The sequence below is a fragment of the Mesorhizobium sp. P2_C7 genome (assembly GCF_056404515.1).
The window spans coordinates 216,054-239,663 of record NZ_JBFUDW010000009.1 but is presented as its reverse complement, the minus strand read 5'-3'; the positions used below and the strand labels follow the sequence as shown (position 1 = coordinate 239,663).

The window sequence follows — 23,610 nt, the reverse complement described above, 5'->3', positions numbered from 1 at the left end:
TGTCAATTTGCCTCGTTTAAGGTCGCGATAAGCTGTTTTGCGTTGCGCAGCGCGAGCGCCGCAATCGTGCTGGTTGGGTTCGCGGCGCCGCCGGTCACGAATATGCTCCCATCGGAGATGACCAGATTGGGGACGTCATGAGCTCGGCCATATTCGTCAACCACGGAGGTCTTCGCATCCTGACCCATCCTGCCGGTTCCGAGCAGGTGCCCGGGCTCGCCTTTCAAGTCAGCGATCTCAACGAGCTTCTTTGCCCCTGCCACCTTATGAATTTCAACAAGCTTCCCCATGACGTAACTGCGCATCTTCAACGTATTTTCGCTGTACCGATAGCTGATTTTTGGTGCGGGAATACCATCACCATCGCAAAGATCGGGATCCAGGGTAACCCGATTGCTTTCTTCTGGCAGGTCGTCGATGTTTGCCCCCCAGAAGATCGCGTTGCGCGCATCCCGAATGACGTGATGGAAGTTCGCACCCCAAAGCGCATCGAATGGCAAAAGCCTGTGGGGGTCGATACCATTGAACAGCAGCCCAGGCGTTGGACAGGCATGCAATTTCGGACCACGCACGAAGCCGCGAGAACGATCGGTTTCAAAGAACTGCATTGAACTGATGACGGACCCGACAGGACCGCGCCAGGATTCCAGATCCTCTTCATAGTAGCCGATAACGGTACAGTTTGGGTGCAGCATCAGGTTCTTGCCCACCAGACCGGATGAATTGGCCAGCCCATGAGGATGCTGCTCACTTGCTGAAAGCAGAAGCAGCCTTGGCGTGCCTATGCCATTGGCGCAAACAACGACCTGTTTGGCCCGCGTGTGATACTGCGTTCCCTTGCTGATCCACGCAGCACCAGTCGCAGCACCGCTCCCATCTGTCGTAATTCTGGAAACACGAGCACCGGTGACCAACTTAGCGCCAGCTTTGATGGCCGCGGGCCAATACGCCATGTCGAACGACGCTTTGGCACCTTCGGGACACCCTTGTATGCAGGTGCCCCAACGCGCGCATGCTGCAAGCGAGCCAATCTTCTGGCTGGGGATCGCATTGGCGTGTGGCCACCAATGCCAGCCCAACTCGTTCATGGCCCCGGCGGCTTTCAAGCCAAGCTTGCCGAGGGGCATCGGGGGCAGCTTAGGCGAAAGTCCTTCAGGATAAGCCGTGTCGCCTTCCACGCCGGACACACCGATAAAATTGTCGACCTCGTCGTAGAATGGAGCAAGCTTGTCATAGCCAATCGGCCAATCGTCGGCGACGCCATCAAGAGTACGAACGCGAAAATCCGACGGTGCAAGCCGCGACCAGAGAGCGCTATAGTGGATGGTGGAGCCGCCAACCGCATTGTACATCGATGGCGCAAGATCGGTCTCGGAGACGTTCAAGGGATAATCAGCCGGATTTCCCCGGCGATTTGGTTCAGCCTGCCAATGACCCCGGGCAACAAGTTCCCACATGTCGTGGTTGGCGGCATAATCCGACGGAAGCGCGTAGTCTCCCTGCTCCAGACAAATGACCCTGAAACCTGCCACAGCGAGTGTATGTGCGGTTATCGCCCCCGACGGCCCAGAGCCGATAATTACCGCATCATAAACATCTTCTTCCAGAGCCGCGTCCATTGTCCTACCCATATGGTGTGCTCTTGCCACTCCCCGGTCCCCGCGACCATGGCATTGAGGCGAGCGAAACTGGACTGAGCGTCGTCGCTCAAACGTTTCGAAGTTCCAATGACGAGTGGACGGTAGCGACAGTCGATCATCGGAGACAATAGAAAAATCTAATTAATCCTTGGACATTTCTGCATCCGCCAGGACGGGGCTCCGCAGGCGGCTGACCGGCCCGATCACTTTCGATTAGGAGGCGACGTCGGCTAGACCAGCCTCAACCGATGCAGTGACTATTTCTCCCGTGTCAGCGATGGCCGATATCGATCACCGTGAGGCCGGTGGTCAATCGCGAGACGCAACTACGCATGTATTGGTTTTCGTGTTTTTCTCGATCGCTGAAGACAGTGGTCGACCGTTGTTCCCTCCTCTAGTTGAAGAATTTTGACGGCGCAAAGCCCGCATTCGCCACGTTGACAGTCGTAGATCATCTCGATCCCTGCGCTCATCAGCGCATCGAGCAACGACTGGTCCGGCCGAGCCTGTACGGTGACGCCCTTGTTGGCGACCCTGTCTTGAAACGGCATTTCGGCGTCGCCAAAAACCTCGCGGCGCAGTCGGCTGACGGGTCCCGGCGACTTTCAAACCGGTCCGAACAAGGCCGACGCGGGATCGGACGTGGGATCACGGTTCAGGAAGTGTCGTGCGACCTGACTTCGAAACCAGATGACCGCTAGATCGCCATTTACGCGTCGATGCCAAAATTGTTTGAGCCCGATAGGAGGTATGTAGAACGGTGGCTCCAGAGCTTTGACATTCGCCGTCTGTACAGCGAGCTGAGCAACCGCCCGCGGGACGACGGAAACCATATCAGAATGCGCGATCAGAACCGGCAGGCTCATGTAGTGCGGGGACCGCAGAAGCACGCGTCGCCTGAGCCCGAGATCGAGCATACGCTTTTCGAAGATTTCCTGGCTCCGGCCTTCCGCGGCGACGATGGCATGCTCCGCTTCAAGAAACTGTTCCGCGCTGATTGTTTCGCCAATCCTCGGATGATCGCGCCGCACGATGCAGGCGAAAGGATGGTCGAAAAGTTTCTGCTGGAAAAACGAAGCCTCCGAGAGATCGGGGAAATACCCGACAGCGAGGTCAAGCGATCCGTTCGCCATCGCTTCCTTGAGTTCGTTTGGCTTTAGGGAAAGGCAGCGGATGGACGCGTTCGGAGCCTGCTCACGCAGGACCCGCAGAAGCGCCGGCAACCAAACAAGCTCGCCGATGTCGGACATGCTCACCGAGAATACCCGGTCGGTCGTAGCCGGATCAAAACTCCTCTCTTGCAGGAGTTCACTCCTGATCGTCTGCAGAATCCGCCCGATGGGATCGGCGATCGAGTCCGCGAACGGAGTAGGCTGCATGGAGCCCGCCTGCCTCACGAACAATTCATCTTTGAAGAACATGCGCATCTTGTTCAGCGCAACACTGATCGTCGGCTGGCTCATGCCCAATACGCGAGCGGCGAGCGTTACGCTCCGCTGCGCGTACAGCACCTCAAACACCAGCATGAGGTTCAAGTCGAGCCGCCTAAAATCCATAATTCAAATTATGCCTATTACTAAAATTTGCTAGGCAAATTTTCCAATGGCGTCTAATTTGGCTTCGTCGGTCGAGGACCCGACACGCTGGGAGGCGCACACCAATATTATTCCGGGCAATACCGATCCGACGCGCAGTGTTTCGGGCCGGAATGCCAAGGACTGAGGAGGCCACAGCCACGCCCTGTGGGGGAGGTTATCTGGAATGTGCGTTTCGGGGCCGCGACGGCACCGATAGTCCGTTTCGCTCAGGAGAACGCCGAATATCGGCGGTTTTTGACAGGCCTGATCGACTTGTGCAAATCGGGCTAACCGAGGTCGGCTGGCGCCTATGTGGCGCGGAGATCGTCCACAGGATGATCGAAAGCGACCAACGAAAGCAGCCGGCCAAAGCGGCAAACCGGTTCTCGCGGTCGGGTCAAGACCGATGCCAGGCCCGCGCCCTCATGAGACGCGAGCCGACAAACGATAGACGACGGAACGTTCTCGATGCAGCCGGCTGGAGCAACGCCAGGCCCACGCAGCGAGGTCTTGCCGCACCTGCTGAGAGACGCGGTATCACGTTGAAGGAGCTCCCATGACAGTCCCACAGGAACAGCCCGCCACGGAAGTTCGCCGCGGTAACGGCGGAGCTTTGCCAATCTCCGACTTTGACCCCTTTTCCATCGAGTTTTTCAAGGACCCGTTCCCCATCCATGAGGAACTGCGGGAGTGCGGCCCGTTATTCTACCTCTCGAGATATGGCATCTATGGAGTTGCCCGGTACGAGCAGGTCCATCAGGTCCTTATGGATTGGCAAACGTTCTGTTCGAGCCGCGGCGTCGGCCTGGCGGACTTCGCCAAGGAGAAACCCTGGCGGCCGCCGAGCCTCGTTCTTGAGAAGGACCCGCCGGAGCACGACCGGGCGCGAAAAATACTTTCGAAGGTTCTTTCCCCGGTAACGGTGAAGAAGCTAAGGGAATCTTTCGAGGCCTCCGCGGAACGCACGGTCGACGCGCTGCTCGTCAGGGGTCGCTTCGACGGGGTTCGGGACCTGGCCGAAGCCTACCCAATGTCCGTATTTCCCGATGCCGTGGGGCTGGGCGCGGAAGGCCGGGAACACCTGCTGCCGTACGCGGGATTGGCGTTCAATGCGTTCGGGCCTCCCAATGAGCTGCGAGACCAGGCAATCGCCAAGGCCACTCCGCATGTCGCATACGTGACGGAACAATGCCGTCGGGAAAATCTGGCCGGCGCGGGGTTTGGCGCCGAGGTTCATGCGGCCGTCGATGCCGGCCAGATAACGTCCGAAGAGGCTGTGCTCCTCGTGCGGTCCCTGCTGACAGCAGGCATCGACACCACTGTAAACGGAATAGGAGCCGCGCTGTACTGTCTCGCGCGATTCGACGACCAGTGGGAAGCGTTGAGGTCCGAACCGCAACTCGCCAGGAATGCCTTCGAGGAAGGTATCCGGTTTGAGTCTCCCGTTCAGACTTTTTTCCGGACCACCACTCGTGCAGCGGAAGTCGGAGGCCATGTCATTCCCGAAGGCTCAAAGGTCCTTATGTTCCTTGGTGCCGCAAATCGGGATGGCCGAAAATGGGAGCGGCCCGAACTCTATGACATTCGCCGCGTCACGAGTGGGCACGTCGGATTCGGTGCGGGCATCCACATGTGCGTTGGACAACTCGTGGCACGGCTGGAAGGCGAATTGATCCTCAGCGCGTTGGCCCGGAAGGTCAAGCGCATCCGGATCACCGGGGAGCCGGTCCGAGCTTTTAACAACACCTTGCGCGGGCTGCGAAGCCTCCCGATGGAAATCGAATGATCCGGAGCATCCAATGCGGGTAATATTTGTGTCGCCTGACGGAAGCGAGCGCAGCATCAGCGTGCCGGAGGGTATGAGCATCATGGCGGTTGCTACGAGCAACGGCATTGACGGCATCGTTGGGGAGTGCGGAGGGAACGCGATGTGCGCAACCTGCCACGTATACATCTCTGACGAGCGCCTCAAATCACTCTCGGAAGAGGAAGACGAACTTCTGGAAGGCACCGCTGAAGAACGGACGTCGGAAAGCCGGCTTGGCTGCCAGATCAAGCTGACGGGCGACCTCGACGGGCTGCGGATCCGTCTCCCGGCGCGTCAGGTATGACCGAACGCATCGTCATCGTCGGAGCCGGACAGGCCGGATTCCAGCTTGTGCTTTCCTTGCGACTGGCCGGGTACGGAGGAGCGATCGTCCTGGTAGGCGACGAGCCTGGCCTTCCCTACCAGCGCCCGCCGCTGTCGAAGGCCTATTTGCTCGACAAGCTTCCGCTCTCCGAACTCGTCTTCCGCCCGGAAGACTTCTTCGTCGAGAACCGTATCCAGCGCATTGCCGCCAACGCCACGGCCATCGACCGCAAAAGCCGGCGCGTCCTCCTCGATCGCGGCGACGCGGTGGAGTACGACCGGCTCGTTCTCGCCATGGGGGCTTACCGCCGGGAACTGCGAGTGGAGGGCGCGGATCTCGAACAGGTCCATGGCCTCGCGACACTGGGCGACGCGGACAGGTTGAAGAGTGCGCTCCGGAATGGCTGCCGACAGACGGTCATCATCGGCGCGGGCTTTATCGGGCTCGAATTCGCGTCCGTCGCAAGACACTTGGGGCTGGACGTCACTGTTGTGGACGCCGCTTCCCGTGCCATGGTCCGAGCGGTCAGTCCGGCAGTGTCCGCTTATTTCGAAGCGTATCACTCACAGCAAGGCACTAGACTTCTTTTCGGAGAAGGTGTCGGCCGTATCACCGGATTGGGCGGAACGGTTACGGGTGTCGAAACATCATCCGGCCAGCTCCTGCCTGCGGACTGCGTCGTCACAGGCATCGGCGTCATACCCAACGACGTGCTCGCGCGCGATTGCGGGCTTGAAGTGGATAACGGCATCATCGTGGACGGGCAACTGGCCACGAGCGATCAGAATATCTTCGCGATCGGGGATTGCTGCAACTTCCTCTTCGGTCCTGCGGGTACGCGGTGTCGGCTGGAGTCGGTTCAGAATGCGACTGACCAGGCGCGGCTTCTCGCCGCGCGGCTGGCAAAAGGCGAACACGCGCAATACAGCGCCGTTCCCTGGTTCTGGTCGGATCAAGGTAACCTGAAGCTTCAGATTGCCGGGCTTGCCGCAGGATGCGACGAATTCGTCGAACTGCGGGAAGCCAACGGCCTCTCGGTTCTGTGCTTTCGAAAGGGCGTGCTCGCCGCAGTGGAATCGATTAACCGGCCGGCAGACCACATGGCCGCGCGCCGCCTCCTGGCTTCCGTCAGCCGGCGCCCGACACCTGCGGAAGCAGGGCGGGACGGCTTTGTGCTGAAGCGCTTCACTGCTGATGCAACCGCGCAGAACATGACGGAGTAGCGATGCTGCACATTCGGCTTGGGGGTAGTTGCCTCAGCTCTGGAATGGTGCTTCTCGCAATTTCGCTGGTCCTTCGGTGAGCAGGAGCTTGCGCGCCGCCATCTCCGCGATGGCATGCTTGTCGCAGCCGCGAACACGAACGTCAGCGCGATTCCCTCGAGCGGTTCCAAGTGTTGGTCAGACATATCTCACTTTCGATAAGCCGTGATCACCTTGCGGATCGCATCGGCTATCTGCCCGAGATGATGGTCCTCCATTCTGTCCGTCCACCACATGCAGATGGTTTCTCGGCAGGCACGCTCGGCCACCGGACAAAGTTCGGTGTCAAAGTCATCCTTGCGAACGCCATCGAGGGTGAACGGTAGGCCCGAACTGCCGAACGTTTTGTGTTCCCTGATCAAGGGATATCGATAGAGGGGGATCTGACCGGGATAGCCGATGAAACCGTCGATGCCCTCGGCCGTCAGGGCTTTCATGACTTCCGGGATCGGCCGCGACAATCTTTGGGGATCCAGGCGAAATGAGTAGAAGAAATAGACGCCGGTTGTCCGTGGCAACGGTAGGACCGGGATGACATCGGTATCGGAAAGCAGCGCGGTCAGCCTGTCGGCGGCGCTAACCCGCGCCTTGACAAACTGGTCCAGCTTTTTCAGCTGCGCCAGGCCCACCGCAGCTTGCAACTCCGTCATGTGGTAGTTCGGCGCGAGAAACAGATGGTCGCGGCCTCCCCTTTCGCGCGGCCATCCCTTGTCGCTGCAATGTCTGAGCCCGCGCCCGAAACGCTCGTCCTCATTGCTGATCACCATGCCGCCGTCGCCAGTGGTCATGTGTTTCGACTGCTGGAAACTGAAACAGCCGAGATTACCCAAGGTGCCGCACAGCTTTCCCTTGTACAAGGCGAGATGAGCTTGTGCGCAGTCCTCGATGACGAAGAGGTTGTGTTTCTTCGCGATCGCCATGATCGCATCCATGTCCGCCGGATGACCGTAGACATGCGTGACGATAATCGCACGGGTACGGGGGCCGATGTTCCTTTCGATCGAAGCTGGGTCAATGTTGTGGGTCTGCGGATCGACATCGGCAAAAACCGGAATAGCCAGTTGGGAAATGATGGGAATAACGGTGCCGACATCCGTTACCGGCGAGAGGATGATCTCGTCACCAGGTTCGGGATTGAGATAGATGACGGCAGTATGAAGTGCCGCCGTCCCGCTGCTGACGGCGACCGCGTGGCGGACACCATATCTCGCCGCAAATTGCCTTTCGAACTCGCCGGTTTTCGGACCGACGAGAAAGGAAAGGCTGCCCGACTTGAGCACGTCTGACAACTCTTTCATCTCTTCGTCGCCGAGCGTGCGCCCGGATGCATCGCGAAAGCTCGGAAGGGTTCCCTCGACGGCGCGAGGGCCGCCATTGATAGCCAGATCTTGCATTGCGATATCTCTTTTCGGGTTCTGGAACATTTGTTTGCCGGTCCACCGGGGGCTGATGAAATGCCTAGAGGCCGAGGAAGTTGGCCATGAGTTGAAGCTGATGCTCAAGCATGTGCCGGCCAAGATGGATCCTGCAGCCGATGCCGCGAGCAGCCTCGAGAAGCGGCGTTATCTCGGGCTCCATGATGACTTCGGCCACCACCATGTCTGGCGACAGCATGGCGGTGTCTAGCGGAAGCGGGTCGGATCCATTCATGCCCAGCGTCGTGCCATTCACGACGAGGTCGTGGCCGACCGGGTTTGCGGACCCCAGTCGCACATCGATGCTACCGTGCGCATCGATCAGCTTTTCGCGCAGCGCCCCGATCTTGGCCTGTGTGCGGTTGGCAAGGGTCAGACGCCGCACGCCTGCTTCGACCAGTGCAAAGGCAATCGCATTCGCGGCCCCTCCTGCGCCGACGAGGTAGGCAGACTTGCCCTCCAATTCGACGCCAGCGTACCGCAGCCCTTCCACAAAACCGATGCCGTCGAGCTGATCGCCAATGATCCGCCCATCCGTATCGCGCCGCAGGACGTTGGCGGCGCCAACGGCGCGAGCCCGCGGGCTGACCTCATCGCAAAGCCGGATGATCGCTTGCTTGTGCGGCACCGTGACGATCGCTCCGTCGAAACTCTTGACCCCGCGTAGTCCACCAACAAGAGCCTCCAGATCCGCCGGCGCTACATTCAGCGGCACCATGACCGCATCCGCGCCCCTTAGCCTCGCGATGCGGTTTATCTCAGGGGGCGCTTTTACGTGTTCGGTTGGATGCGCGAGAATCCCAAGAAGACGCGTCTTCCCGGTGATCTCGATATTTTGGCGCTCAAGATTCGACAGCATCTAAGGCAAGTCCCTTCCGCAGTCCGCGCAGTTTCTGGATGCAGGTCCGTGCTGGGAGCGGCGCGCCGTTTCTGGTGCCGTCCGTGTCATCGGTGTGCACGGCACTGGCAACGTCACCTGCCCCAGTTCAGAGCTATGGCATCGACGCTGCGCGCGAGTTCGAGCAGGCCATCGCGCGTCGCCGGATGCAGGGGTTTCAGTGGATGCCTGACATGATCGGATTTGATGACCTTGCCTTCAGCCATGACGGTCTTTGCCGCCCGCAAGCCGCATTGTCGGTTTTCATAGTTGATCAGCGGCAGGATACGTTCGTAAGCCTTCATCGCATCCTGCCTGTTGCCGTCGCGATGATGCTGGATGACCGGGCCGATGAGGTCCGGAAGCAAGGCGCTTGACATGACGCCGGTGGCACCGGCGTCGAGATCGGCCATCAAGGTGATCGCTTCCTCGCCATCGAAGGGTCCCTCAATCGCGTCGCCACCCCTCTCGATCAGGTCACGGAGCTTGCCGGCCGTGCCCGGCACCTCGATCTTGAAATAGCGTACCAGAGGGAGGGACCGCGCCAGACTGACGAGGAATTCGACTGAGAGGGAAACGCCACTCAACGGCGCGTCCTGGATCATGATCGGCAAACGTGCCGCGTCCGCGACCCCAGCGAAATGCTCCAGGATCGAAGCTTCATCGAGCTTGATACCGGCGCCATGATAGGGTGGCATCAACATGATCAGGCTGGCGCCGCAATCCGCCGCATGGCGTGCGCGCTCGCTGGCGATCCCGGTGCTGAAATGGCTGCACGTGACCATAACGGGCACGCGGCCCGCCACATGCTCCAGGCATAGTTCCGTGAGTTGTTTCCGCTCGTCGTCGGACAGCAGGAACTGCTCTGAATAATTGGCCAGGACGCATATGCCGTCGACCTTCTGATCGATCATGCAATCCAGAACGCGGCGCTGACCGTCAGTATCGATTTCTCCGGTTTCCGTGAAGGGTGTCGGCGCGACTGGAAACAGGCCCGAATACGGTTGATCCTTAGCCATTTTCGAAAAATCCCCCAAGGCACCCTTTTGATTCAAAGTCTTCTCTTGACTTTCAGTCGTTTAACATAAATGATTTTTGCACGCAATACTCATTAATGGAGATGAAGGTGCCAATTTCTCAGTCCGCTCCGGCCATCATGCGACTGCATGACGCCGACAATGTCGCTGTCGCCACGAGGCGGATAGAAGCGGCCGAAGACCTCGGCGGGATTGTCGCGGAGGCAACAATCCCTAGCGGCCACAAGCTTGCGTTGCGCGCCATCCGCGAAGGCGAGCCGGTGACCAAATATGGACAGGTCATCGGCCGGGCGAGCACCGATATCCGACCCGGCAGCCATGTCCATCTGCACAATCTCGCAATGCTCGACAGCGCGGTTTCGCATGAATTCGCCGTCGATGGCGGGCAGACGCCTTTGCTGCCCGAAGACCAGCGCAGGACCTTCCGGGGATATCAGCGTACGTCGGGGCTGGTCGGCACCAGGAACTATATCGGCATCATCACCTCGGTGAACTGCTCGGCCACGGTGGCTCGCGCGGTCGCCGATCATTTCAAGACGAACGGCTTCGGCCAATTCACCAATGTCGACGGCGTTGTGGCTCTCACTCACGGTACGGGATGCGCGATCCCCACCAACACCGAGGGATACCAGTATCTGCGACGAACGCTGAGTGGCTACGCGAGGAACCCGAATTTCGCCGCCATCCTGATGATAGGGCTCGGCTGCGAGACCAACCAGATCAGCCACCTCGTCAAGGCCTTCGACCTGGAGGAAGGCCCAATGCTGCGGACCATGACGATCCAGCAGCTTGGCGGCACGCGCAAAACGATCGAAGAAGCGATTGGCATCATTCGCGAGATGCTGCCGGCCATCAACGACGAGCAACGGACGACCGTTTCGCTTTCCGGCATCAAGCTGGCGCTTCAGTGCGGCGGATCCGACGGCTATTCCGGCATCACCGCCAACCCGGCGCTCGGTTATGCCGCCGATCTTTTGGTCAGGCATGGCGGCACCGCTGTGCTCAGTGAAACGCCCGAAATCTACGGCGCCGAACATCTGCTGACGCGCCGCGCGGCGACACCGGAGATCGCCCGCAAGCTGATGGCGCGAATTGACTGGTGGCGCGACTACACCGCGAAGAACGGCGCTGAGCTCAACAACAATCCCTCGCATGGCAACAAGGAGGGCGGCCTGACCACGATCCTCGAGAAATCCCTGGGGGCGGTCGCCAAGGGCGGATCGATGCCGCTGCGAGAAGTCTATGAATACGCCGAACCGATCCGGGAACCCGGTTTCGTCTTCATGGACACGCCGGGCTACGACCCGGTCGCCGTCACCGGACAGGTCGCGGGCGGGTGCAACCTGATCGTATTCACGACGGGTCGCGGCTCCGTTTCCGGATTCAAGCCGGCGCCTTGCATCAAGGTTGCCACGAACAATGCGATGTTCGAGCATATGAGCGAGGACATGGACATCAATTGCGGCGGCATCATCGATGGAAGCGACAGCATCGCCAAGGCAGGCGAGCGCATTTTCGAAAAGATTGTCGCCGTCGCTTCGGGCGAACGCACGCTGAGCGAAGGTTACAATTATGGTGACTCCGAATTCGTCCCTTGGCAAATAGGGGCGGTAACCTGACGTCTCGGAAGGGGTCGCATGGGGCATCGCCCGCTCGCTTATGAATCCATCGCCGACACCCTCAGAAGGGCTGTCCTCGGCGGATCCGTTCCAGAAGGCACTGTCTTGCTCGAGGGACCGATTGCGGCCCTCTTTGGCTCCAGCCGGTCGCCGGTCAAGCAGGCGCTTGCCACGCTGGAGGCAGAAGGGCTGGTGCGGCGGTTTGAGGGCCGCGGCGTGCTGGCGGGAAACGGCGGGCCGCCGCTGCGGCTGAAGATAACGGGCGAAATGCTCGATCTTGAAGCGCCGAAGAACGCCAAGGCCTTCGCCTGGCAATCCTACTATTACGACTTCGAGGAAACGGTCGTCCTGCGCGCGGTGTTTGGAAGCTGCCGCATCAACGAGCTGGCTCTGGCGCGCCACTACAAGGTGGGTAGGACCGTTGCCGGAGACATTCTGAACCATGCGGCGAAGAACGGCATCGTGATAAGTGACGAGAAATCCCGGTGGTGGATAAATCCGCTCGACGAGCGCCGATTCCAGGATTTGTATGAAATACGGCTGTTGCTCGAGCCGGCTGCTTTGCGCACCGCGATGGCCCGCATTCCTTCCGACGCACTTTCCGAAATGCGCCGGCGCCTGACGCAGGCCTCGGTAAAATTTCCGCTGGTGGAGCCGGCCGAACTGGATCGGCTCGAGGAGGACCTGCATGTGAATCTGCTGCAGTACAGTTCTAATTCCGACATACTGGAAACCCTCGTCCGCACGCGCGGCATCCTCGTCGCGGGCAAGCACATCCAGAGGGCGGTGCGGGGCAGTTTGCCGATCGACGCCTTCATGGACGAGCATCTGGAAATCATGGACGCCATCGATGCCGGCAAGGTCGCTTCGGCGCAGAGCGCGCTGGGCGAACATCTGCAGCGGTCGAGCGACAAGGCCGTTGAGCGCTTGCGGGCGTTTCGCAAAATCAGCGTTGTCTCGCATATGTCCTATCTGATCGATTAGCGCCGGGACACACAGGCATCGCCGCTCAGTCGGCCTTCGGGCCGGAGTGGGATTCCTGAATGATCTGGTCCTTGATGATCTCCCGCAACGTCTGCGCCAGGTTCGGCGTGGCGCTGGAGCAGCAAACGAGAATGGAACTGGTTGGCTCCTGCAGCGACATGTAGCCGTGTTTCATGGTGCTATCGAGATAGACGCTATCTCCCTGCTCCAGATCCATTGGCTCATAATACTCGCTGTAGAGACGCACCTTGCCACTCAGGACGAGCATGAATTCCTCGCCCACATGCGCGGTCAGTGGCCCCATCTCCTCGGGGGTCATCGCCTGCACCTCGATATAGATCGGGATGATGCGCTTGTGCGCCACGTCGGCGGACAGATAGCTGTAGCTGTAATGCTGGCGATCGAGCCTCTGGCCTTCGAAATTGCGGCTGATGCTGCGCCGTGCAACCACAAGCGGTGGCGTGGGCTCGCTGGGCGGCGAATTCAGCAGATCGCCGATCTCGACACCAAGGCCGTGCGACAGCTTCAATATGGTGTCGAAATTCGGTGAGATGTGACCGTTCTCGATCTTCGACAATGTCGAAGTGGCAATGCCGGTCATGGAGCTGACTTCGGCCAGCGTCCATCCATGATAGGCGCGCCGTTCCTTCAGCAATTTTCCAAGGTCTTTGGTTTGTTTGTTCATATCTTGCCGTCGTTTCCAATTGCCTAGACCACAATCTTCGCCACGCTATGGCTTGCGTTCAATACTTTCGCGAAGCGACATTGCACCCAACGCCGCGAACAACAACGTTACGCACAGCACGATCGAAACGAGCGCATTTATCTCAGGGGTAAAGCCGGTTCGCATCATTGCCCAGAGCCGCATGGGCAGCGTCGTCTCCCCGCCGACGAGAAAGAACGTGACCAATGTTTCGTCGAACGACAGCGCAAAAGCAAGCAGCGAGCTGGTCAACAGTGCCGATCGCAACTGCGGGAGAACAACATAGAGGAAGGTTTCAAGACCGTTTGCGCCGAGATCGAGAGATGCCTCTATCTGGGAATTCTCAAGTGTGTCGAGCCTGATTGTGACCATGCGATAGACCACCGCCAGGATCAGCACGATGTGGCCGATCGTGACCGTGATCAGGCTTCGCTCCAGCCCGATTTCTCGGAATGCGACCAGCAGCGAGATTCCGGTGATGATAGCCGGCAGCACGAATGGCAGAAAGATGATGAACTCGACATAGGCGCGGCCACGCCGCACACCGGTTTTCATGTAGTAGGCCAACGCCAATGATATGATCGTCGCGCTGACCACAGCGCAGATCCCGACGACGATCGAGTTGTAAAGCGCCGCCAATAGCTGCGAATTGTCCGCCAGCCGCCCGTACCATTCCAGGCTGAAGTCCGACCAGTCGATCTGATGGTTCTTCATGGCGAAAAATGAAAACAGGATTACGATCAGTGCTGGTGCGTAGAGCACCATGAATGTAAAGCCGCCGACAACCCACAGAAGTGCGATGGTGAGGCGTTCCAACCTGGTCATCCCAACCTCGCTTTTCGCGCGATGAGGGAGGCCAGGCCTATCAGCGCTATGACGGTGACGAGCAACACCACGGCGAGTGCTGCCCCGAAAGGCCAGTTGAATGCCATGCCGAACTGGCTCCATATGGCGCGGCCGAAGGTGAAGCCCTCGCTTCCTCCCACCATCTGCGGCGTCAGATAGTCGCCGAGTGCGATGACCATGACAAACAGCGCGCCGGCAATCGAGCCCGGCAGGCTGAGCGGCAGGATGACAGTCAGGAATATCTGCCCCGGCTTGGCGCCGAGATCGGCCGCGGCACTCAGCAGGGATTGCGGTATGCGCTCCAGCGCCAGAAAGATCGGAAGGATTCCAAATGGCAGATAGATCACAGCCATCGCCAGCATGACAGCGGTCTGGTTGAAGATGAACAGTTTGCTCGGCGCATTGATGATGCCCGACGCCATCAGGAAGGAATTCAGGAAACCGTTAAAACCAAGAATGCTGCGCATCGCATAGATCTTGACCACATAGTTCATGACCAGCGGCAGCGCACTGAGCAGGAGCAGCAGGTAGCGCGTCGAGCCCTCCAGCCGCCAGATCAGGTAGGAGATGATGTAGCCCAGGAACAACGCCACCGTCGCCACGACGAAGGCAAGTTTTACGGTTCCTAAGAACACGTAGAGGTAGCTGCTGCTTTGGAAGAACGCCGCGTAGTTTGCCAGGGTCAGATGGCCGGTAGCGATGTTGTCCTTCTGTTCGAGAAAGCTGTAGGCCAGGAACGACATCAGCGGTGCCAGGATCATCACCGTGGGCACGCCATAGACGAGCAGCCTCACAACGATCTTGCCTGGCGAGGCAAGCCAGCGAGGCGGTCCAACACTGGTGTCAGCGAGCTCAGCGGGAACGACGGTCATCATGTCATCCTCGCGGCAGCACGTTGACGTCGGCCTCGGACCAACGCAGCGGCACGTCATCGCCAAAGGCCAGGTTATTGCCGGATTGTCCCGTCGGCACCCTGACCTTGATCGTCTGTTGCGCCTTGCCCACGTTTAGCGACAACTGGGTTGTGGCACCGAGAAACGTGACGTTTTCCAGACGCCCCACGCAAACTGATTGCCCCTGACGCAACTCGCTGCCGTCATGGATGGAAAAGCTCTCCGGTCTTATCGCCAGCAGAAAGTTGCCGCCACCCTTGGCCGATGCGGGCAGAGAATGTTTGCCAAGGGGACTTTCCAGGATGTTGGCGGCATTGTTGTCGGGCTGCGCCGGCAACAGGTTGTTCTCGCCAAAGAACTTCGCCACGAACTCGGTTCGCGGCTTGTAGTAGATTTCTTGAGGCGTGCCGACCTGAACCAGATTGCCGTGGTCCATGACGGCGATGCGATCCGACATGGAGATCGCCTCTTCCTGATCATGTGTGATGAACACGAATGTCGTGCGTATGCGCCGCTGCAGGTCCTTCAGAAATTCCTGCATCGAGCGCCGCAACTCGGCGTCCAGCGCGGCCAGCGGCTCGTCCAGGAGAATAACCTGCGGCTCGCAGACGATAGCCCTTGCCAAAGCCACCCGCTGGCGCTGGCCACCGCTCAATTCACTTGGGTAGCGCTCGGCCTTGTCAGTTAGGTTGACTGTGTCAAGCACGGCGGAGACCTTTGTCTTGATCTCCTCAGCCGGTCTGCGCCTGATGCGCAACCCGTACGCCACGTTTCTTGCCACCGTCATATGCGGGAAAAGCGCGTAGTCCTGGAACACCGTATTGAACGGCCGCCTGAAGATCGGCACCTGGGAGATATCGGCTCCGCGCAACAAGATGCGGCCGGATGTCGGCGGCGTGAAGCCGCCGATCATCCGCAAGATCGTCGTCTTTCCCGATCCGGATGGCCCAAGGATGGTGAGGAACTCACCATCCTTGATGTCGAGATCGACCGGTTTCAGAACGTTGAGGTTCCTATAGGACTTGGTTACGCCAACCAATTGGATGACGTTCGGTCTGACGACCTCGTCTTCGGAGAGTGCAGCAGTCATTGTTGAACCGGAGTTGCCTTGATCTCGTTCCACAATTCGATGCGACGGCCGAAATCTTCCGGCGCCTGGAGGAAGACAAGCCTGTCGGAATAGGTCAAGCCGATCTTTTCATTGGCGTCACCATTGGTGGTGTTGCCGTAACCGGTCTTTTCACTGATGTAGGTTCCGACCGCCTTTTCGAGCATGGCGTCGACCCAGGCGTGGGCGAGTTCGGTATCGCGGGCCTTGGCGCTTATCGCCCAGCAATCGATCCAGCCGATAGCACCTTCCTTCGGAATTGTAAGCCCGACATTGGCGCCACGGCTGCGCAACATCGGCGCCTGAGGCTCACCCATCGACATCATAAGATCGATGCCTCCTTGGGCGAAAATACTGACGCCGTCGTCGAAGCCGGCATAGTAGCTCGCGACATTGGCCTTTTGCTCCAGAAGCTTGGCCTTGACCTGCAAGAACTGGTCGGCCGAGAGGTTGAAAGGATCCTTGAGGCCGAGCAAGAGCGCCGTGGTGACGATTGCGTTGTTGGCATCATCCATCACGATGATGCGCCCCTTGTATTTCGGGTCCCAAAGAACGCTCCAGCTGTCAGGCGCGGTTTTGAACGTGTCGGTGCTGTAGATCAGCGGAATGGAACCCCAGGCGAAGGGAACCGCGTACGGCTTGCCATCGAAAATAATCGCCGACACGGAACGGAAAGCCGGCAAAAGATTGCTCGACTGCGGGACTTTGGCGAGATCGACAGGCTGAAGAAGCTTCTCCTGGGTCAGCCGCTTGTAGGATGAGGTCTCGATGGCGATGACGTCGAAATCAGCGCCACCCGACGCTGTCATCTTGGCGAAGATTTCATCGACGCTGCCGGTGTAGCTGATGCTTACGGTCGATCCGGTCTTTTGTTCGAAGGCTTTAACCCACTGGTCGTCGGCATATCCCTCCCAGGTCAGGATGCGCAGTTCCTTGCCGGCCGCTTTGGCTGGCTTGAACGCGGACGATGCCAATGCGCCAGCTGCCATGGTGGTGGTCAGAGACAGAAATTCACGTCTTTTCATTTTCATTCCCCTTCGTTGAGTTTTCTATGCGGCGTAGTTAACTGGTGTCTGGTACCAACCTGCCTTGTGCTGTTCCCAATAGAATGACTTGAGCCGCTCGCTTAATTTTCCTGGTTTGCCGCCGCTCATGACGTGATCGTCGATACGCGATACGGGCATGACGCCGCCCGCCGTCGTTGTGCAGAACATCTCGTCCGCCGACAGCAAATCCTGCTTCCGCAACGGCGCAATCCGTGCCGGAATGGCGAGCATTTCGCAAAGTTCGAGCACAGAGCGGCGCGTGATCCCCTCGAGCGCGCCGCGATCGGGGGTGAGCACTTCGCCGTGGCGCACGATGAAGACGTTGAACCCCGGCCCCTCGGTGACATAACCGTCGCAATCCAGCAGGACGGCGGTGTCGGCTCCGGCATCATGGGCCTCGAAGAGGCCGCGGGTCAGATCGCCCCAATGGTAGTTCTTGACGGTCGGGTCAATGGAGGCCGCGGGGATTCGGGGCACCGAAGCGATATGGAGATGGGCCCCGCGGGCCTGCACATCGAGCGGGATGACGTCGATCCATGGAATGGCATAAACGATAAGCTTGTTGTCGCAGTCCTGCGGCCGCCTGGAACCGAAAACGCGGGGGCGACCCCGGGTGCAGACCATAGCCACATAGGCATCCCGCAGCCCAGAAAGCGCAACGCATCGCACTGCTATCGAAGCAATCTCCGCCATCGAATGAGGTGGCGCCAACCTGACGCCCAGCATCGATCGCTCGAACCGGGCAAGGTGATCGTCCAAACGAAAGAAACTCCCGTCCCGCACATGCACGACGTCGTAGGTGACATCAGAACGGGAGAAACCCCAATCCAGAACGGATATCTTGGCTTCGCCGGCGGGGACGAACTTGCCATCGCAATAGGCGACGCCGTTTGCATGCTTAGCGTTCATGGATGCAATCTACACTTCCCGAAATGAGCATGAACAAGCTGACAAGAAAATTGCCCACATGCAAGACAATTTTCTTTGGAGAAATTTATTGACATAAGAGAAAGAGGGTGGGAATTAGCTTCCAAGCGGACTTTTGGGGCGCGTTTGGGACGAATCTTTTATGCAAGAAACATCTGGACAAAGGCCGCTGGGCCGCACCTCGCTCGAAGCCACAGCCCTGGGTCTGGGGACGACGGCGATCGGCGGGCTGTACTCCGCGACAAGCGATGCCGCCGCTTTTGAAACAATGGAAACTGCCTGGGATCTCGGCATACGATTTTTCGACACGGCCCCCCAATACGGCAACGGCATGGCCGAACAACGCCTCGGTTCCTTCCTGAAAACCAAACCGCGCGACAGCTATATTCTATGCACCAAGGTTGGCAGGCTGCTGCGGCTTCCCCAAGAGCCTGAGGGCGAGGATGCGTACTACAAGGGGACGCCTCCTGAGCGGCCGGTCTTCGATTTTAGCCATGACGGGGTGATGACATCGGTCGAAGAAAGCCTGCGGCGCCTCGACCTCGACCGCATAGATGTGCTGCACATCCACGATCCTGACGCGCATTATGCGCAGGCGATGGACGGGGCCTACAAGGCATTGGACAAACTGCGCTCGGAAGGCCAGATCGGCGCAGTCGGCGCCGGCATGAACCAGAGCGAAATGCTGGTGAAGTTCGCGCGCCACGGCGTCTTCGATTGCTTCCTTCTTGCCGGCCGCTACACGCTCCTCGAACAGGGTGCGCTTGACGAACTCCTGCCACTTTGCGTGGAAAAGGAGATCTCCATCATCATTGGCGGCGTGTACAACAGCGGCCTTCTCGCAAATCCCGGCGCTGGCGCGAAATTCAACTACCAGGAGGCCGACAAGGAGCTGATCGACCGCGCCCTGCAACTCGAAAGGGTCTGCTTGCGTCATGGTGTGCCGTTGAAGGCCGCCGCCATTCAGTTTCCGATGTTTCATCCAGCGGTCGCAAGCGTCCTGACCGGAGCCAGAAGCCGCGAGGAGATCATCGAAAACGACGCGCTTTTCCGGCACCCCATCCCGGCGGCCATGTGGGACGATCTGCGATCCTCGGGACTGATCTCACCCCAAGCTCCCACTGTCTGAACCGCATGCAAGCGCGCGTGATCGACGCTCATCACCATTTCTGGAACCTGGCGACAGGCAGCTACCCATGGATGGTCGGCGACGCCATGCGCCCACTACGGCGTGATTTCGGCCCCGGCGACCTGCTGCCCCTGATGGCGGAAGCCCACATCGATTCAACCGTCCTGGTGCAATGCCGTCATGATCGGGAGGAGACCCGCGACTTTCTTGCCATTGCCAAAGATCATGCCTTCGTTGCTGGCGTCGTCGGCTGGGTCGATCTTCAGGCGAACGACTGCTCGCGCCAGATCGCAAAGCTGCGCGCTCTCCCGGGCGGGGAACGACTTGTCGGCATCCGCCACAATGTTCACGACGAGCCCGATGCCGATTGGCTGCGACAGCCGGCGGTCCGTGCTGGCGTGTCGGCCGTTTTCGAGGCGGGGCTAACCTTCGACCTGCTTGTGCGCACCCGGGAGGTGCCTGCGGCAATCGACCTGGTGCGGGAATACCCAAGCGGCCGGTTCGTGCTGGATCATATGGCCAAGCCTCCGATCGCATCAGGGGTTATCACCTCCTGGCAATCCGGCCTCGAAAAGCTCGCAGCGCATGGAAATGTCTGGTGCAAGATTTCCGGCCTCGTGACCGAAGCGGAATGGGGATCCTGGCGGACCGAAGATTTCGATCATTGCATGCAGGTGGCATTGGATGCTTTCGGGCCCGAGCGCATAATGTTCGGCTCAGATTGGCCGGTTTGCACATTGGCTGCTGGCTACAAGGACGTGAGAGAAATCGCAGGCAGGTTGGCCGATGCCAATCCCGCATTGGCTGACCGATTTTTCCATCTCAACGCGATGGATGCCTATCGCCTGCGGTCGGTGGCGGGGTCACGACCATCATTCTCACCAGAGGAAACGAAATGAACATCAACTTTAAAGACGGCGCATGGCTCAACCAGCCGGCAAACTGGTTGGCGGAGGATGCTAGCCTCACTATGACGACGGATGCCAAGACCGATTTCTGGCGAGAAACCTACTACGACTTCACTCGGGACAGCGGCCATTTTCTCGGCGTTCCGGCAACCGATGGTTTCACCGCCGTGATTCGCATCCAGGGCGAGTTTCGGACCCTGTATGATCAGGCGGGGCTCATGGTTCGCATCGATGACAAGCGCTGGGTCAAGACCGGCGTGGAGTTCACCGATGGCGAACTCTTCCTCAGCACCGTCATAACGGACGGCAAGTCCGACTGGTCGGTCTCGCAGCCCTTCAAGGAACTGGAGGACTTCTACATCCGGGTGACGCTTGCCAAAGGCGCCCTTCGCATTCAAGCCTCGCGGGATGGTAAATTCTGGCCGCTGTTGCGCCTCGCGCCCTTCCCGTCCGCGGCCTCCTACGCGGTCGGTCCGACAGCCTGTACGCCGGAGCGCAGCGGGCTGAGTGTCCGCTTTTCAGAATTCTCGATCGGTCCGGCCATCACCACCGATCTCCACGATCTGACCTGAAGGATACTCCATCATGCTGATTGGGATCGACCCTATCCTGAATGCTGACATTCTCCACGCGTTGCGTGCCATGGGCCATGGCGACGAAATTGTTATCGCCGATGGGAGCTTCCCCGCACAAACGGTGTCGAAGCGTCTGGTCCGCATGGAAGCGAGCGATTTGCCGCGCATGTTGAAAGCAGTGCTATCGGTGATGCCGGTGGACGATTCCGAGCCGGATCCCGTGATGGGCATGGAAGTCATCGGCGATCCGGACAAAATCGTACCGGCCCATATCGCAATACAGGCGGTGCTCGATGCCTTGCCCGGTCAGCCAACAAAGCTTGCTCGGATTGAGCGTTTCGCATTTTACGAGCGCGCCAAGCAGGCATTCGCCGTCATAGCCACTGGCGAAACCTTGTTCTACGGCAACGTGATTATTCGCAAGGGCACCGTCGATTTGGGCGCGAACTGACCGACTTTGAAGGCCATTTCGCGCCATTAGTGCGCCGATCGAAGTGGCTTTCGTACTCGATTGACGTTCAGTAGGGCAGTGACTTCCCCCTGTAGTCGCAATAACGAAAGGCGCTCGCACCCGACCCGTCCTCGAGCAGCGCCACCAGGCCGCGAACAGAGGTCGATACATCGATGTCGGCTTCCGTGCCCCCCATGTCGGTGCGCACCCAGCCTGGATGGGCGACCGTGACGGCGAAAGTCCCTCGGCCGCATCGATCGTAGAAGCTCTTGGCGGCCGAATTCAGTGCCGCCTTGCTGGCGCGATAGATCCAGTCGTCCCCCTTTGTATTAAGTCGGACCGAGCCCATACGCGAACCAAGGAGCATGATGTGGCTCAGGGATGGACCGAGCCGCCGCGCCAACATGTCAGCCAGCACGGCGGGCGCCACGCTGTTAGTGTCAAAAATCGCGGCGACGACTGCCGGGTCGAGAGTCTCGTCGATATCCTTGGGCATGATCCCTGCCGCGATGACGATATGGGTCGTGCCTTCAAGAAGCGGCGCATCGACAAGGCGCTCGCGGGAAGCGCTGTCTGTGATGTCGAGCCCAAGCCAATGCGCCGCTGGCGCGTGGGCGCCACCATCCCTGCTCGTTGCCACCACAAGCCGACCCTGCGCCGTCAGCACTTTGACCAGCCCGAGACCGATTCCGCGGGAGGCGCCGACGACGAGATATTTTTGCCCCGCTGGCCGCGTCGCAACTGCTTGACCGTTCATGGATAGCGCCTGCCTTTGTCCGATCCTAGCGATAGGTGGCCGCGCCGGCCTCAGTGATCCAACCCGCGGCAAGGTCCTTTCGGATGGCCTCGGGATCGCGCTTGCGCGAGTCGCCATAACCTCCACCGCCTGGCGCCACGACGATTACCTGGTCGCCTTGATAGACCTTGGCGTTCGAGAATTTCGAGGCCGAGACCTTGCCGCTATCCTGATGGAAATCTTTCCAGTCCTGAGACCCGGACCGCTTGATATGTAGGCTGCCGCAGCCGCCGGCCTGACCCTTGAAAAGCCCCCACGGCGCCAGTTCCTGTCGATCCGACATGAAGGACAGCGTGAGTTCCTCGGCGAGGCAAGTCATCTTTTTACGCAATGCCAGGCCGCCGCGATACTCGCCAGGCCCCCCGGTATCGGAGACGAATTCATGAGCATCAATGCGCCATGGGAAACGCGTCTCGAACACTTCGACAGGGTTCAGCCGCGAATTGCCGTTAATCGCGTTGCAGGCGCTGTTGCCATCGGCATGGCTGCGCCCGCCCCAGCCGGGGGTGGAAAGATCGTAGCAGACGATGTACTCCTCGGTCCGCGCATTGTAGCCGCCGAACAGGAAGTTCGAGTGGGTGCCGCCATCGGTCGCGAAGGCTCGTTCCGGTACGGCCGCCGCCAATGCGCCGATGACCGTGTAGCAGATGCGGATATGGGTTTCGGTGTTGCCGCCGACTTCCGGCGCCGGATAGTTGGCGTTGACCACCAGACCGGGCGGAGCGACTACCCGAATCGGGCGGAAGCAGCCTGAATTCTTCGGGATACTCGGGTCGGTCAGGTGAAGTATAGCGTTATATGAGGCCGAGAGCGCAACGGAAAGAACGCCGTTGATGGGACCCTTAGCCTGCTTGTCCGAGCGGCGGAAGTCGACAACGATCTCGTCGTCTTGGACAAAGACGTCGACTGCGATCTTGTAGCGTCGCTTCTCGATGCCGTCGTCCTCCATATAGTCCTCGAAACTGTAGCAGCCGTTCGGAAATTCCTTGAGCTCGGCCCGCATGCGCGCCTCCGAATAGTCGAGCAGGCTATCGGTCAGTTGCATGAAGCGGTCGTGGCCGAATTCGGTGACCAGCGCCCGCATGCGCTGCTCGCCGAGCTGGACTGCGCTGATCATTGCGCGGAAATCGCCGAAGTTCTGCCTGGGCGTGCGGTAGTTGGCCAGCATAAGGCGCCAGATGTCTTCGACGTCTTTGCCGCGACGCCGTATCTTCACCGGAGGAACGCGCAGGCCTTCGTGGAAGATTTCGGTCGCTTCGCCGGCGAAGGCCCCCGGCACCATGCCGCCGACCTCCGCAACATGCCCGATCGCCACCGAGTAGCCGACGAATGTCTTGTCGACGAACACCGGCTGAATGAAAGTGTGTTCGGGCGTATGCATGCCACCGCGATACGGATCGTTGTGAACGATCACGTCGCCCTCCTCAAGAGTCTCGACAGGGATCTCCTGGGTGATCGTTTGGATAACCAGCGGCAAGCCACCGATCATTGACGGTTGAAAGTCACCGGTCCCGATCAGGTTGCCCTTGGCGTCGGCCAATCCGCAGGTGAAGTCCAGGCCCTCGTTGAAGATGGTCGAATAAGACGTCATCATCAAAGTGATGCCCATCTCCTTCGCGATCTGGACCAGGCGGCCGTCCAGAATGCTCATCTGGACCATATTCTTGGCGTGTCTGCCCTGCATC

The 23,610-nt window shown here is 59.4% G+C and carries 23 protein-coding genes; 9 read left to right on the top strand and 14 right to left on the bottom strand.

Going from position 1 to position 23,610, the window contains the following annotated elements:
- Positions 1-2 precede the first annotated feature (2 nt).
- The 3 genes from AC1D2G_RS20450 to AC1D2G_RS20440 all read right to left on the bottom strand — a co-directional run bounded on the left by AC1D2G_RS20450 (position 3) and on the right by AC1D2G_RS20440 (position 3,166).
- On the bottom strand, positions 3-1,619 hold the full coding sequence (locus tag AC1D2G_RS20450) for a GMC family oxidoreductase (protein WP_477416198.1): 1,617 nt from the start codon (positions 1,617-1,619) through the stop codon (positions 3-5).
- 347 nt (positions 1,620-1,966) lie between these two features.
- Complete coding sequence (locus AC1D2G_RS20445) at positions 1,967-2,191, bottom strand: 2Fe-2S iron-sulfur cluster-binding protein (RefSeq protein WP_477416196.1); 225 nt, start codon at positions 2,189-2,191, stop codon at positions 1,967-1,969.
- 54 nt (positions 2,192-2,245) lie between these two features.
- The gene (locus AC1D2G_RS20440) at positions 2,246-3,166 is read right to left on the bottom strand and encodes a LysR family transcriptional regulator (protein ID WP_477416311.1); all 921 of its coding nucleotides are present in this window, start codon (positions 3,164-3,166) and stop codon (positions 2,246-2,248) included.
- Positions 3,167-3,773: 607 nt separating this feature from the next.
- On the opposite strand from AC1D2G_RS20440, the gene AC1D2G_RS20435 reads away from it, so the two are divergent.
- From AC1D2G_RS20435 to AC1D2G_RS20425, 3 genes are read left to right on the top strand one after another with little or no spacing between them, the layout of a single operon-like run.
- Positions 3,774-5,003, top strand: a complete 1,230-nt coding sequence (locus tag AC1D2G_RS20435; RefSeq protein WP_477416194.1) for a cytochrome P450 — start codon at positions 3,774-3,776, stop codon at positions 5,001-5,003.
- Between the two features lie 13 nt (positions 5,004-5,016).
- Entirely contained in the window at positions 5,017-5,328 is a 312-nt protein-coding gene (locus AC1D2G_RS20430) for a 2Fe-2S iron-sulfur cluster-binding protein (RefSeq protein ID WP_224620513.1), read from the top strand.
- Positions 5,325-6,572 carry an NAD(P)/FAD-dependent oxidoreductase gene (locus AC1D2G_RS20425; RefSeq protein WP_477416192.1) on the top strand — a complete coding sequence of 416 codons (1,248 nt, stop codon included), beginning with the start codon at positions 5,325-5,327 and terminating at the stop codon, positions 6,570-6,572. The genes AC1D2G_RS20430 and AC1D2G_RS20425 overlap by 4 nt, the downstream gene beginning before the upstream one ends.
- Before the next feature lie 188 nt (positions 6,573-6,760).
- On the opposite strand, the gene AC1D2G_RS20420 is transcribed toward AC1D2G_RS20425, so the two are convergent.
- The 3 genes from AC1D2G_RS20420 to AC1D2G_RS20410 form a co-directional block, all read right to left on the bottom strand.
- Positions 6,761-8,005 carry a DegT/DnrJ/EryC1/StrS family aminotransferase gene (locus tag AC1D2G_RS20420; protein WP_477416190.1) on the bottom strand — a complete coding sequence of 415 codons (1,245 nt, stop codon included), beginning with the start codon at positions 8,003-8,005 and terminating at the stop codon, positions 6,761-6,763.
- Between the two features lie 64 nt (positions 8,006-8,069).
- Entirely contained in the window at positions 8,070-8,885 is an 816-nt protein-coding gene (locus AC1D2G_RS20415) for a shikimate dehydrogenase family protein (RefSeq protein ID WP_477416188.1), read from the bottom strand.
- Positions 8,886-8,998: 113 nt separating this feature from the next.
- Positions 8,999-9,922 (bottom strand): dihydrodipicolinate synthase family protein, encoded by a 924-nt coding sequence (locus tag AC1D2G_RS20410; RefSeq protein WP_477416186.1) that lies wholly within the window; start codon positions 9,920-9,922, stop codon positions 8,999-9,001.
- Positions 9,923-10,035: 113 nt separating this feature from the next.
- On the opposite strand from AC1D2G_RS20410, the gene AC1D2G_RS20405 reads away from it, so the two are divergent.
- Together AC1D2G_RS20405 and AC1D2G_RS20400 are read left to right on the top strand one after the other, a co-directional pair.
- A complete protein-coding gene (locus tag AC1D2G_RS20405; RefSeq protein ID WP_477416309.1) occupies positions 10,036-11,559 on the top strand; it encodes a UxaA family hydrolase in 1,524 nt (507 codons plus the stop codon).
- 18 nt (positions 11,560-11,577) lie between these two features.
- Positions 11,578-12,543, top strand: coding sequence for a GntR family transcriptional regulator (locus tag AC1D2G_RS20400; protein WP_477416184.1), 966 nt, complete (start codon positions 11,578-11,580; stop codon positions 12,541-12,543).
- A 25-nt stretch (positions 12,544-12,568) separates the two neighbouring features.
- Here AC1D2G_RS20400 and AC1D2G_RS20395 read toward each other — a convergent pair whose 3' ends face one another.
- The 6 genes from AC1D2G_RS20395 to AC1D2G_RS20370 are packed head-to-tail and all read right to left on the bottom strand — an operon-like array spanning position 12,569 to position 18,048.
- The gene (locus AC1D2G_RS20395; RefSeq protein WP_224620519.1) at positions 12,569-13,228 is read right to left on the bottom strand and encodes a helix-turn-helix domain-containing protein; all 660 of its coding nucleotides are present in this window, start codon (positions 13,226-13,228) and stop codon (positions 12,569-12,571) included.
- A gap of 45 nt (positions 13,229-13,273) precedes the next feature.
- Positions 13,274-14,071, bottom strand: a complete 798-nt coding sequence (locus AC1D2G_RS20390) for an ABC transporter permease (RefSeq protein ID WP_477416182.1) — start codon at positions 14,069-14,071, stop codon at positions 13,274-13,276.
- On the bottom strand, positions 14,068-14,964 hold the full coding sequence (locus AC1D2G_RS20385; RefSeq protein ID WP_477416180.1) for an ABC transporter permease: 897 nt from the start codon (positions 14,962-14,964) through the stop codon (positions 14,068-14,070). Before AC1D2G_RS20385 ends, AC1D2G_RS20390 begins: the two co-directional genes overlap by 4 nt.
- A gap of 4 nt (positions 14,965-14,968) precedes the next feature.
- A complete protein-coding gene (locus tag AC1D2G_RS20380; RefSeq protein WP_477416178.1) occupies positions 14,969-16,075 on the bottom strand; it encodes an ABC transporter ATP-binding protein in 1,107 nt (368 codons plus the stop codon).
- Positions 16,072-17,118 carry an ABC transporter substrate-binding protein gene (locus AC1D2G_RS20375; RefSeq protein WP_224620523.1) on the bottom strand — a complete coding sequence of 349 codons (1,047 nt, stop codon included), beginning with the start codon at positions 17,116-17,118 and terminating at the stop codon, positions 16,072-16,074. The genes AC1D2G_RS20380 and AC1D2G_RS20375 overlap by 4 nt, the downstream gene beginning before the upstream one ends.
- A 24-nt stretch (positions 17,119-17,142) precedes the next feature.
- The gene (locus AC1D2G_RS20370; RefSeq protein WP_477416176.1) at positions 17,143-18,048 is read right to left on the bottom strand and encodes an aminotransferase class IV; all 906 of its coding nucleotides are present in this window, start codon (positions 18,046-18,048) and stop codon (positions 17,143-17,145) included.
- Between the two features lie 160 nt (positions 18,049-18,208).
- On the opposite strand from AC1D2G_RS20370, the gene AC1D2G_RS20365 reads away from it, so the two are divergent.
- Genes AC1D2G_RS20365 through AC1D2G_RS20350 form a run of 4 tightly spaced genes read left to right on the top strand, consistent with a single transcriptional unit; the run spans position 18,209 to position 21,129 of the window.
- On the top strand, positions 18,209-19,195 hold the full coding sequence (locus AC1D2G_RS20365) for an aldo/keto reductase (RefSeq protein ID WP_477416307.1): 987 nt from the start codon (positions 18,209-18,211) through the stop codon (positions 19,193-19,195).
- Between the two features lie 17 nt (positions 19,196-19,212).
- Positions 19,213-20,094 carry an amidohydrolase family protein gene (locus AC1D2G_RS20360; RefSeq protein ID WP_477416174.1) on the top strand — a complete coding sequence of 294 codons (882 nt, stop codon included), beginning with the start codon at positions 19,213-19,215 and terminating at the stop codon, positions 20,092-20,094.
- A complete protein-coding gene (locus tag AC1D2G_RS20355; RefSeq protein WP_477416172.1) occupies positions 20,091-20,675 on the top strand; it encodes a DUF1349 domain-containing protein in 585 nt (194 codons plus the stop codon). Before AC1D2G_RS20360 ends, AC1D2G_RS20355 begins: the two co-directional genes overlap by 4 nt.
- A gap of 13 nt (positions 20,676-20,688) precedes the next feature.
- On the top strand, positions 20,689-21,129 hold the full coding sequence (locus tag AC1D2G_RS20350; RefSeq protein WP_027042671.1) for an RbsD/FucU domain-containing protein: 441 nt from the start codon (positions 20,689-20,691) through the stop codon (positions 21,127-21,129).
- A 67-nt stretch (positions 21,130-21,196) separates the two neighbouring features.
- On the opposite strand, the gene AC1D2G_RS20345 is transcribed toward AC1D2G_RS20350, so the two are convergent.
- Together AC1D2G_RS20345 and AC1D2G_RS20340 are read right to left on the bottom strand one after the other, a co-directional pair.
- The gene (locus tag AC1D2G_RS20345; protein WP_477416170.1) at positions 21,197-21,886 is read right to left on the bottom strand and encodes an SDR family NAD(P)-dependent oxidoreductase; all 690 of its coding nucleotides are present in this window, start codon (positions 21,884-21,886) and stop codon (positions 21,197-21,199) included.
- Positions 21,887-21,911: 25 nt separating this feature from the next.
- Positions 21,912-23,609: a hydantoinase B/oxoprolinase family protein gene (locus AC1D2G_RS20340; protein WP_477416168.1), complete on the bottom strand. Its 1,698-nt coding sequence runs from the start codon at positions 23,607-23,609 to the stop codon at positions 21,912-21,914.
- Position 23,610: the final 1 nt, after the last annotated feature.

What these genes read in the sequence shown, in the direction of transcription:
- AC1D2G_RS20450 (WP_477416198.1), bottom strand. Translation starts at nt 1,619, where the DNA reads ATGGACGCGGCTCTGGAAGAAGATGTTTATGATGCGGTAATTATCGGC.
- AC1D2G_RS20445 (WP_477416196.1), bottom strand. Translation starts at nt 2,191, where the DNA reads ATGCCGTTTCAAGACAGGGTCGCCAACAAGGGCGTCACCGTACAGGCT.
- AC1D2G_RS20440 (WP_477416311.1), bottom strand. Translation starts at nt 3,166, where the DNA reads ATGCTGGTGTTTGAGGTGCTGTACGCGCAGCGGAGCGTAACGCTCGCC.
- AC1D2G_RS20435 (WP_477416194.1), top strand. Translation starts at nt 3,774, where the DNA reads ATGACAGTCCCACAGGAACAGCCCGCCACGGAAGTTCGCCGCGGTAAC.
- AC1D2G_RS20430 (WP_224620513.1), top strand. Translation starts at nt 5,017, where the DNA reads ATGCGGGTAATATTTGTGTCGCCTGACGGAAGCGAGCGCAGCATCAGC.
- AC1D2G_RS20425 (WP_477416192.1), top strand. Translation starts at nt 5,325, where the DNA reads ATGACCGAACGCATCGTCATCGTCGGAGCCGGACAGGCCGGATTCCAG.
- AC1D2G_RS20420 (WP_477416190.1), bottom strand. Translation starts at nt 8,005, where the DNA reads ATGCAAGATCTGGCTATCAATGGCGGCCCTCGCGCCGTCGAGGGAACC.
- AC1D2G_RS20415 (WP_477416188.1), bottom strand. Translation starts at nt 8,885, where the DNA reads ATGCTGTCGAATCTTGAGCGCCAAAATATCGAGATCACCGGGAAGACG.
- AC1D2G_RS20410 (WP_477416186.1), bottom strand. Translation starts at nt 9,922, where the DNA reads ATGGCTAAGGATCAACCGTATTCGGGCCTGTTTCCAGTCGCGCCGACA.
- AC1D2G_RS20400 (WP_477416184.1), top strand. Translation starts at nt 11,578, where the DNA reads ATGGGGCATCGCCCGCTCGCTTATGAATCCATCGCCGACACCCTCAGA.
- AC1D2G_RS20395 (WP_224620519.1), bottom strand. Translation starts at nt 13,228, where the DNA reads ATGAACAAACAAACCAAAGACCTTGGAAAATTGCTGAAGGAACGGCGC.
- AC1D2G_RS20390 (WP_477416182.1), bottom strand. Translation starts at nt 14,071, where the DNA reads ATGACCAGGTTGGAACGCCTCACCATCGCACTTCTGTGGGTTGTCGGC.
- AC1D2G_RS20385 (WP_477416180.1), bottom strand. Translation starts at nt 14,964, where the DNA reads ATGACCGTCGTTCCCGCTGAGCTCGCTGACACCAGTGTTGGACCGCCT.
- AC1D2G_RS20380 (WP_477416178.1), bottom strand. Translation starts at nt 16,075, where the DNA reads ATGACTGCTGCACTCTCCGAAGACGAGGTCGTCAGACCGAACGTCATC.
- AC1D2G_RS20375 (WP_224620523.1), bottom strand. Translation starts at nt 17,118, where the DNA reads ATGAAAAGACGTGAATTTCTGTCTCTGACCACCACCATGGCAGCTGGC.
- AC1D2G_RS20370 (WP_477416176.1), bottom strand. Translation starts at nt 18,048, where the DNA reads ATGAACGCTAAGCATGCAAACGGCGTCGCCTATTGCGATGGCAAGTTC.
- AC1D2G_RS20365 (WP_477416307.1), top strand. Translation starts at nt 18,209, where the DNA reads ATGCAAGAAACATCTGGACAAAGGCCGCTGGGCCGCACCTCGCTCGAA.
- AC1D2G_RS20355 (WP_477416172.1), top strand. Translation starts at nt 20,091, where the DNA reads ATGAACATCAACTTTAAAGACGGCGCATGGCTCAACCAGCCGGCAAAC.
- AC1D2G_RS20350 (WP_027042671.1), top strand. Translation starts at nt 20,689, where the DNA reads ATGCTGATTGGGATCGACCCTATCCTGAATGCTGACATTCTCCACGCG.
- AC1D2G_RS20345 (WP_477416170.1), bottom strand. Translation starts at nt 21,886, where the DNA reads ATGAACGGTCAAGCAGTTGCGACGCGGCCAGCGGGGCAAAAATATCTC.
- AC1D2G_RS20340 (WP_477416168.1), bottom strand. Translation starts at nt 23,609, where the DNA reads ATGCAGGGCAGACACGCCAAGAATATGGTCCAGATGAGCATTCTGGAC.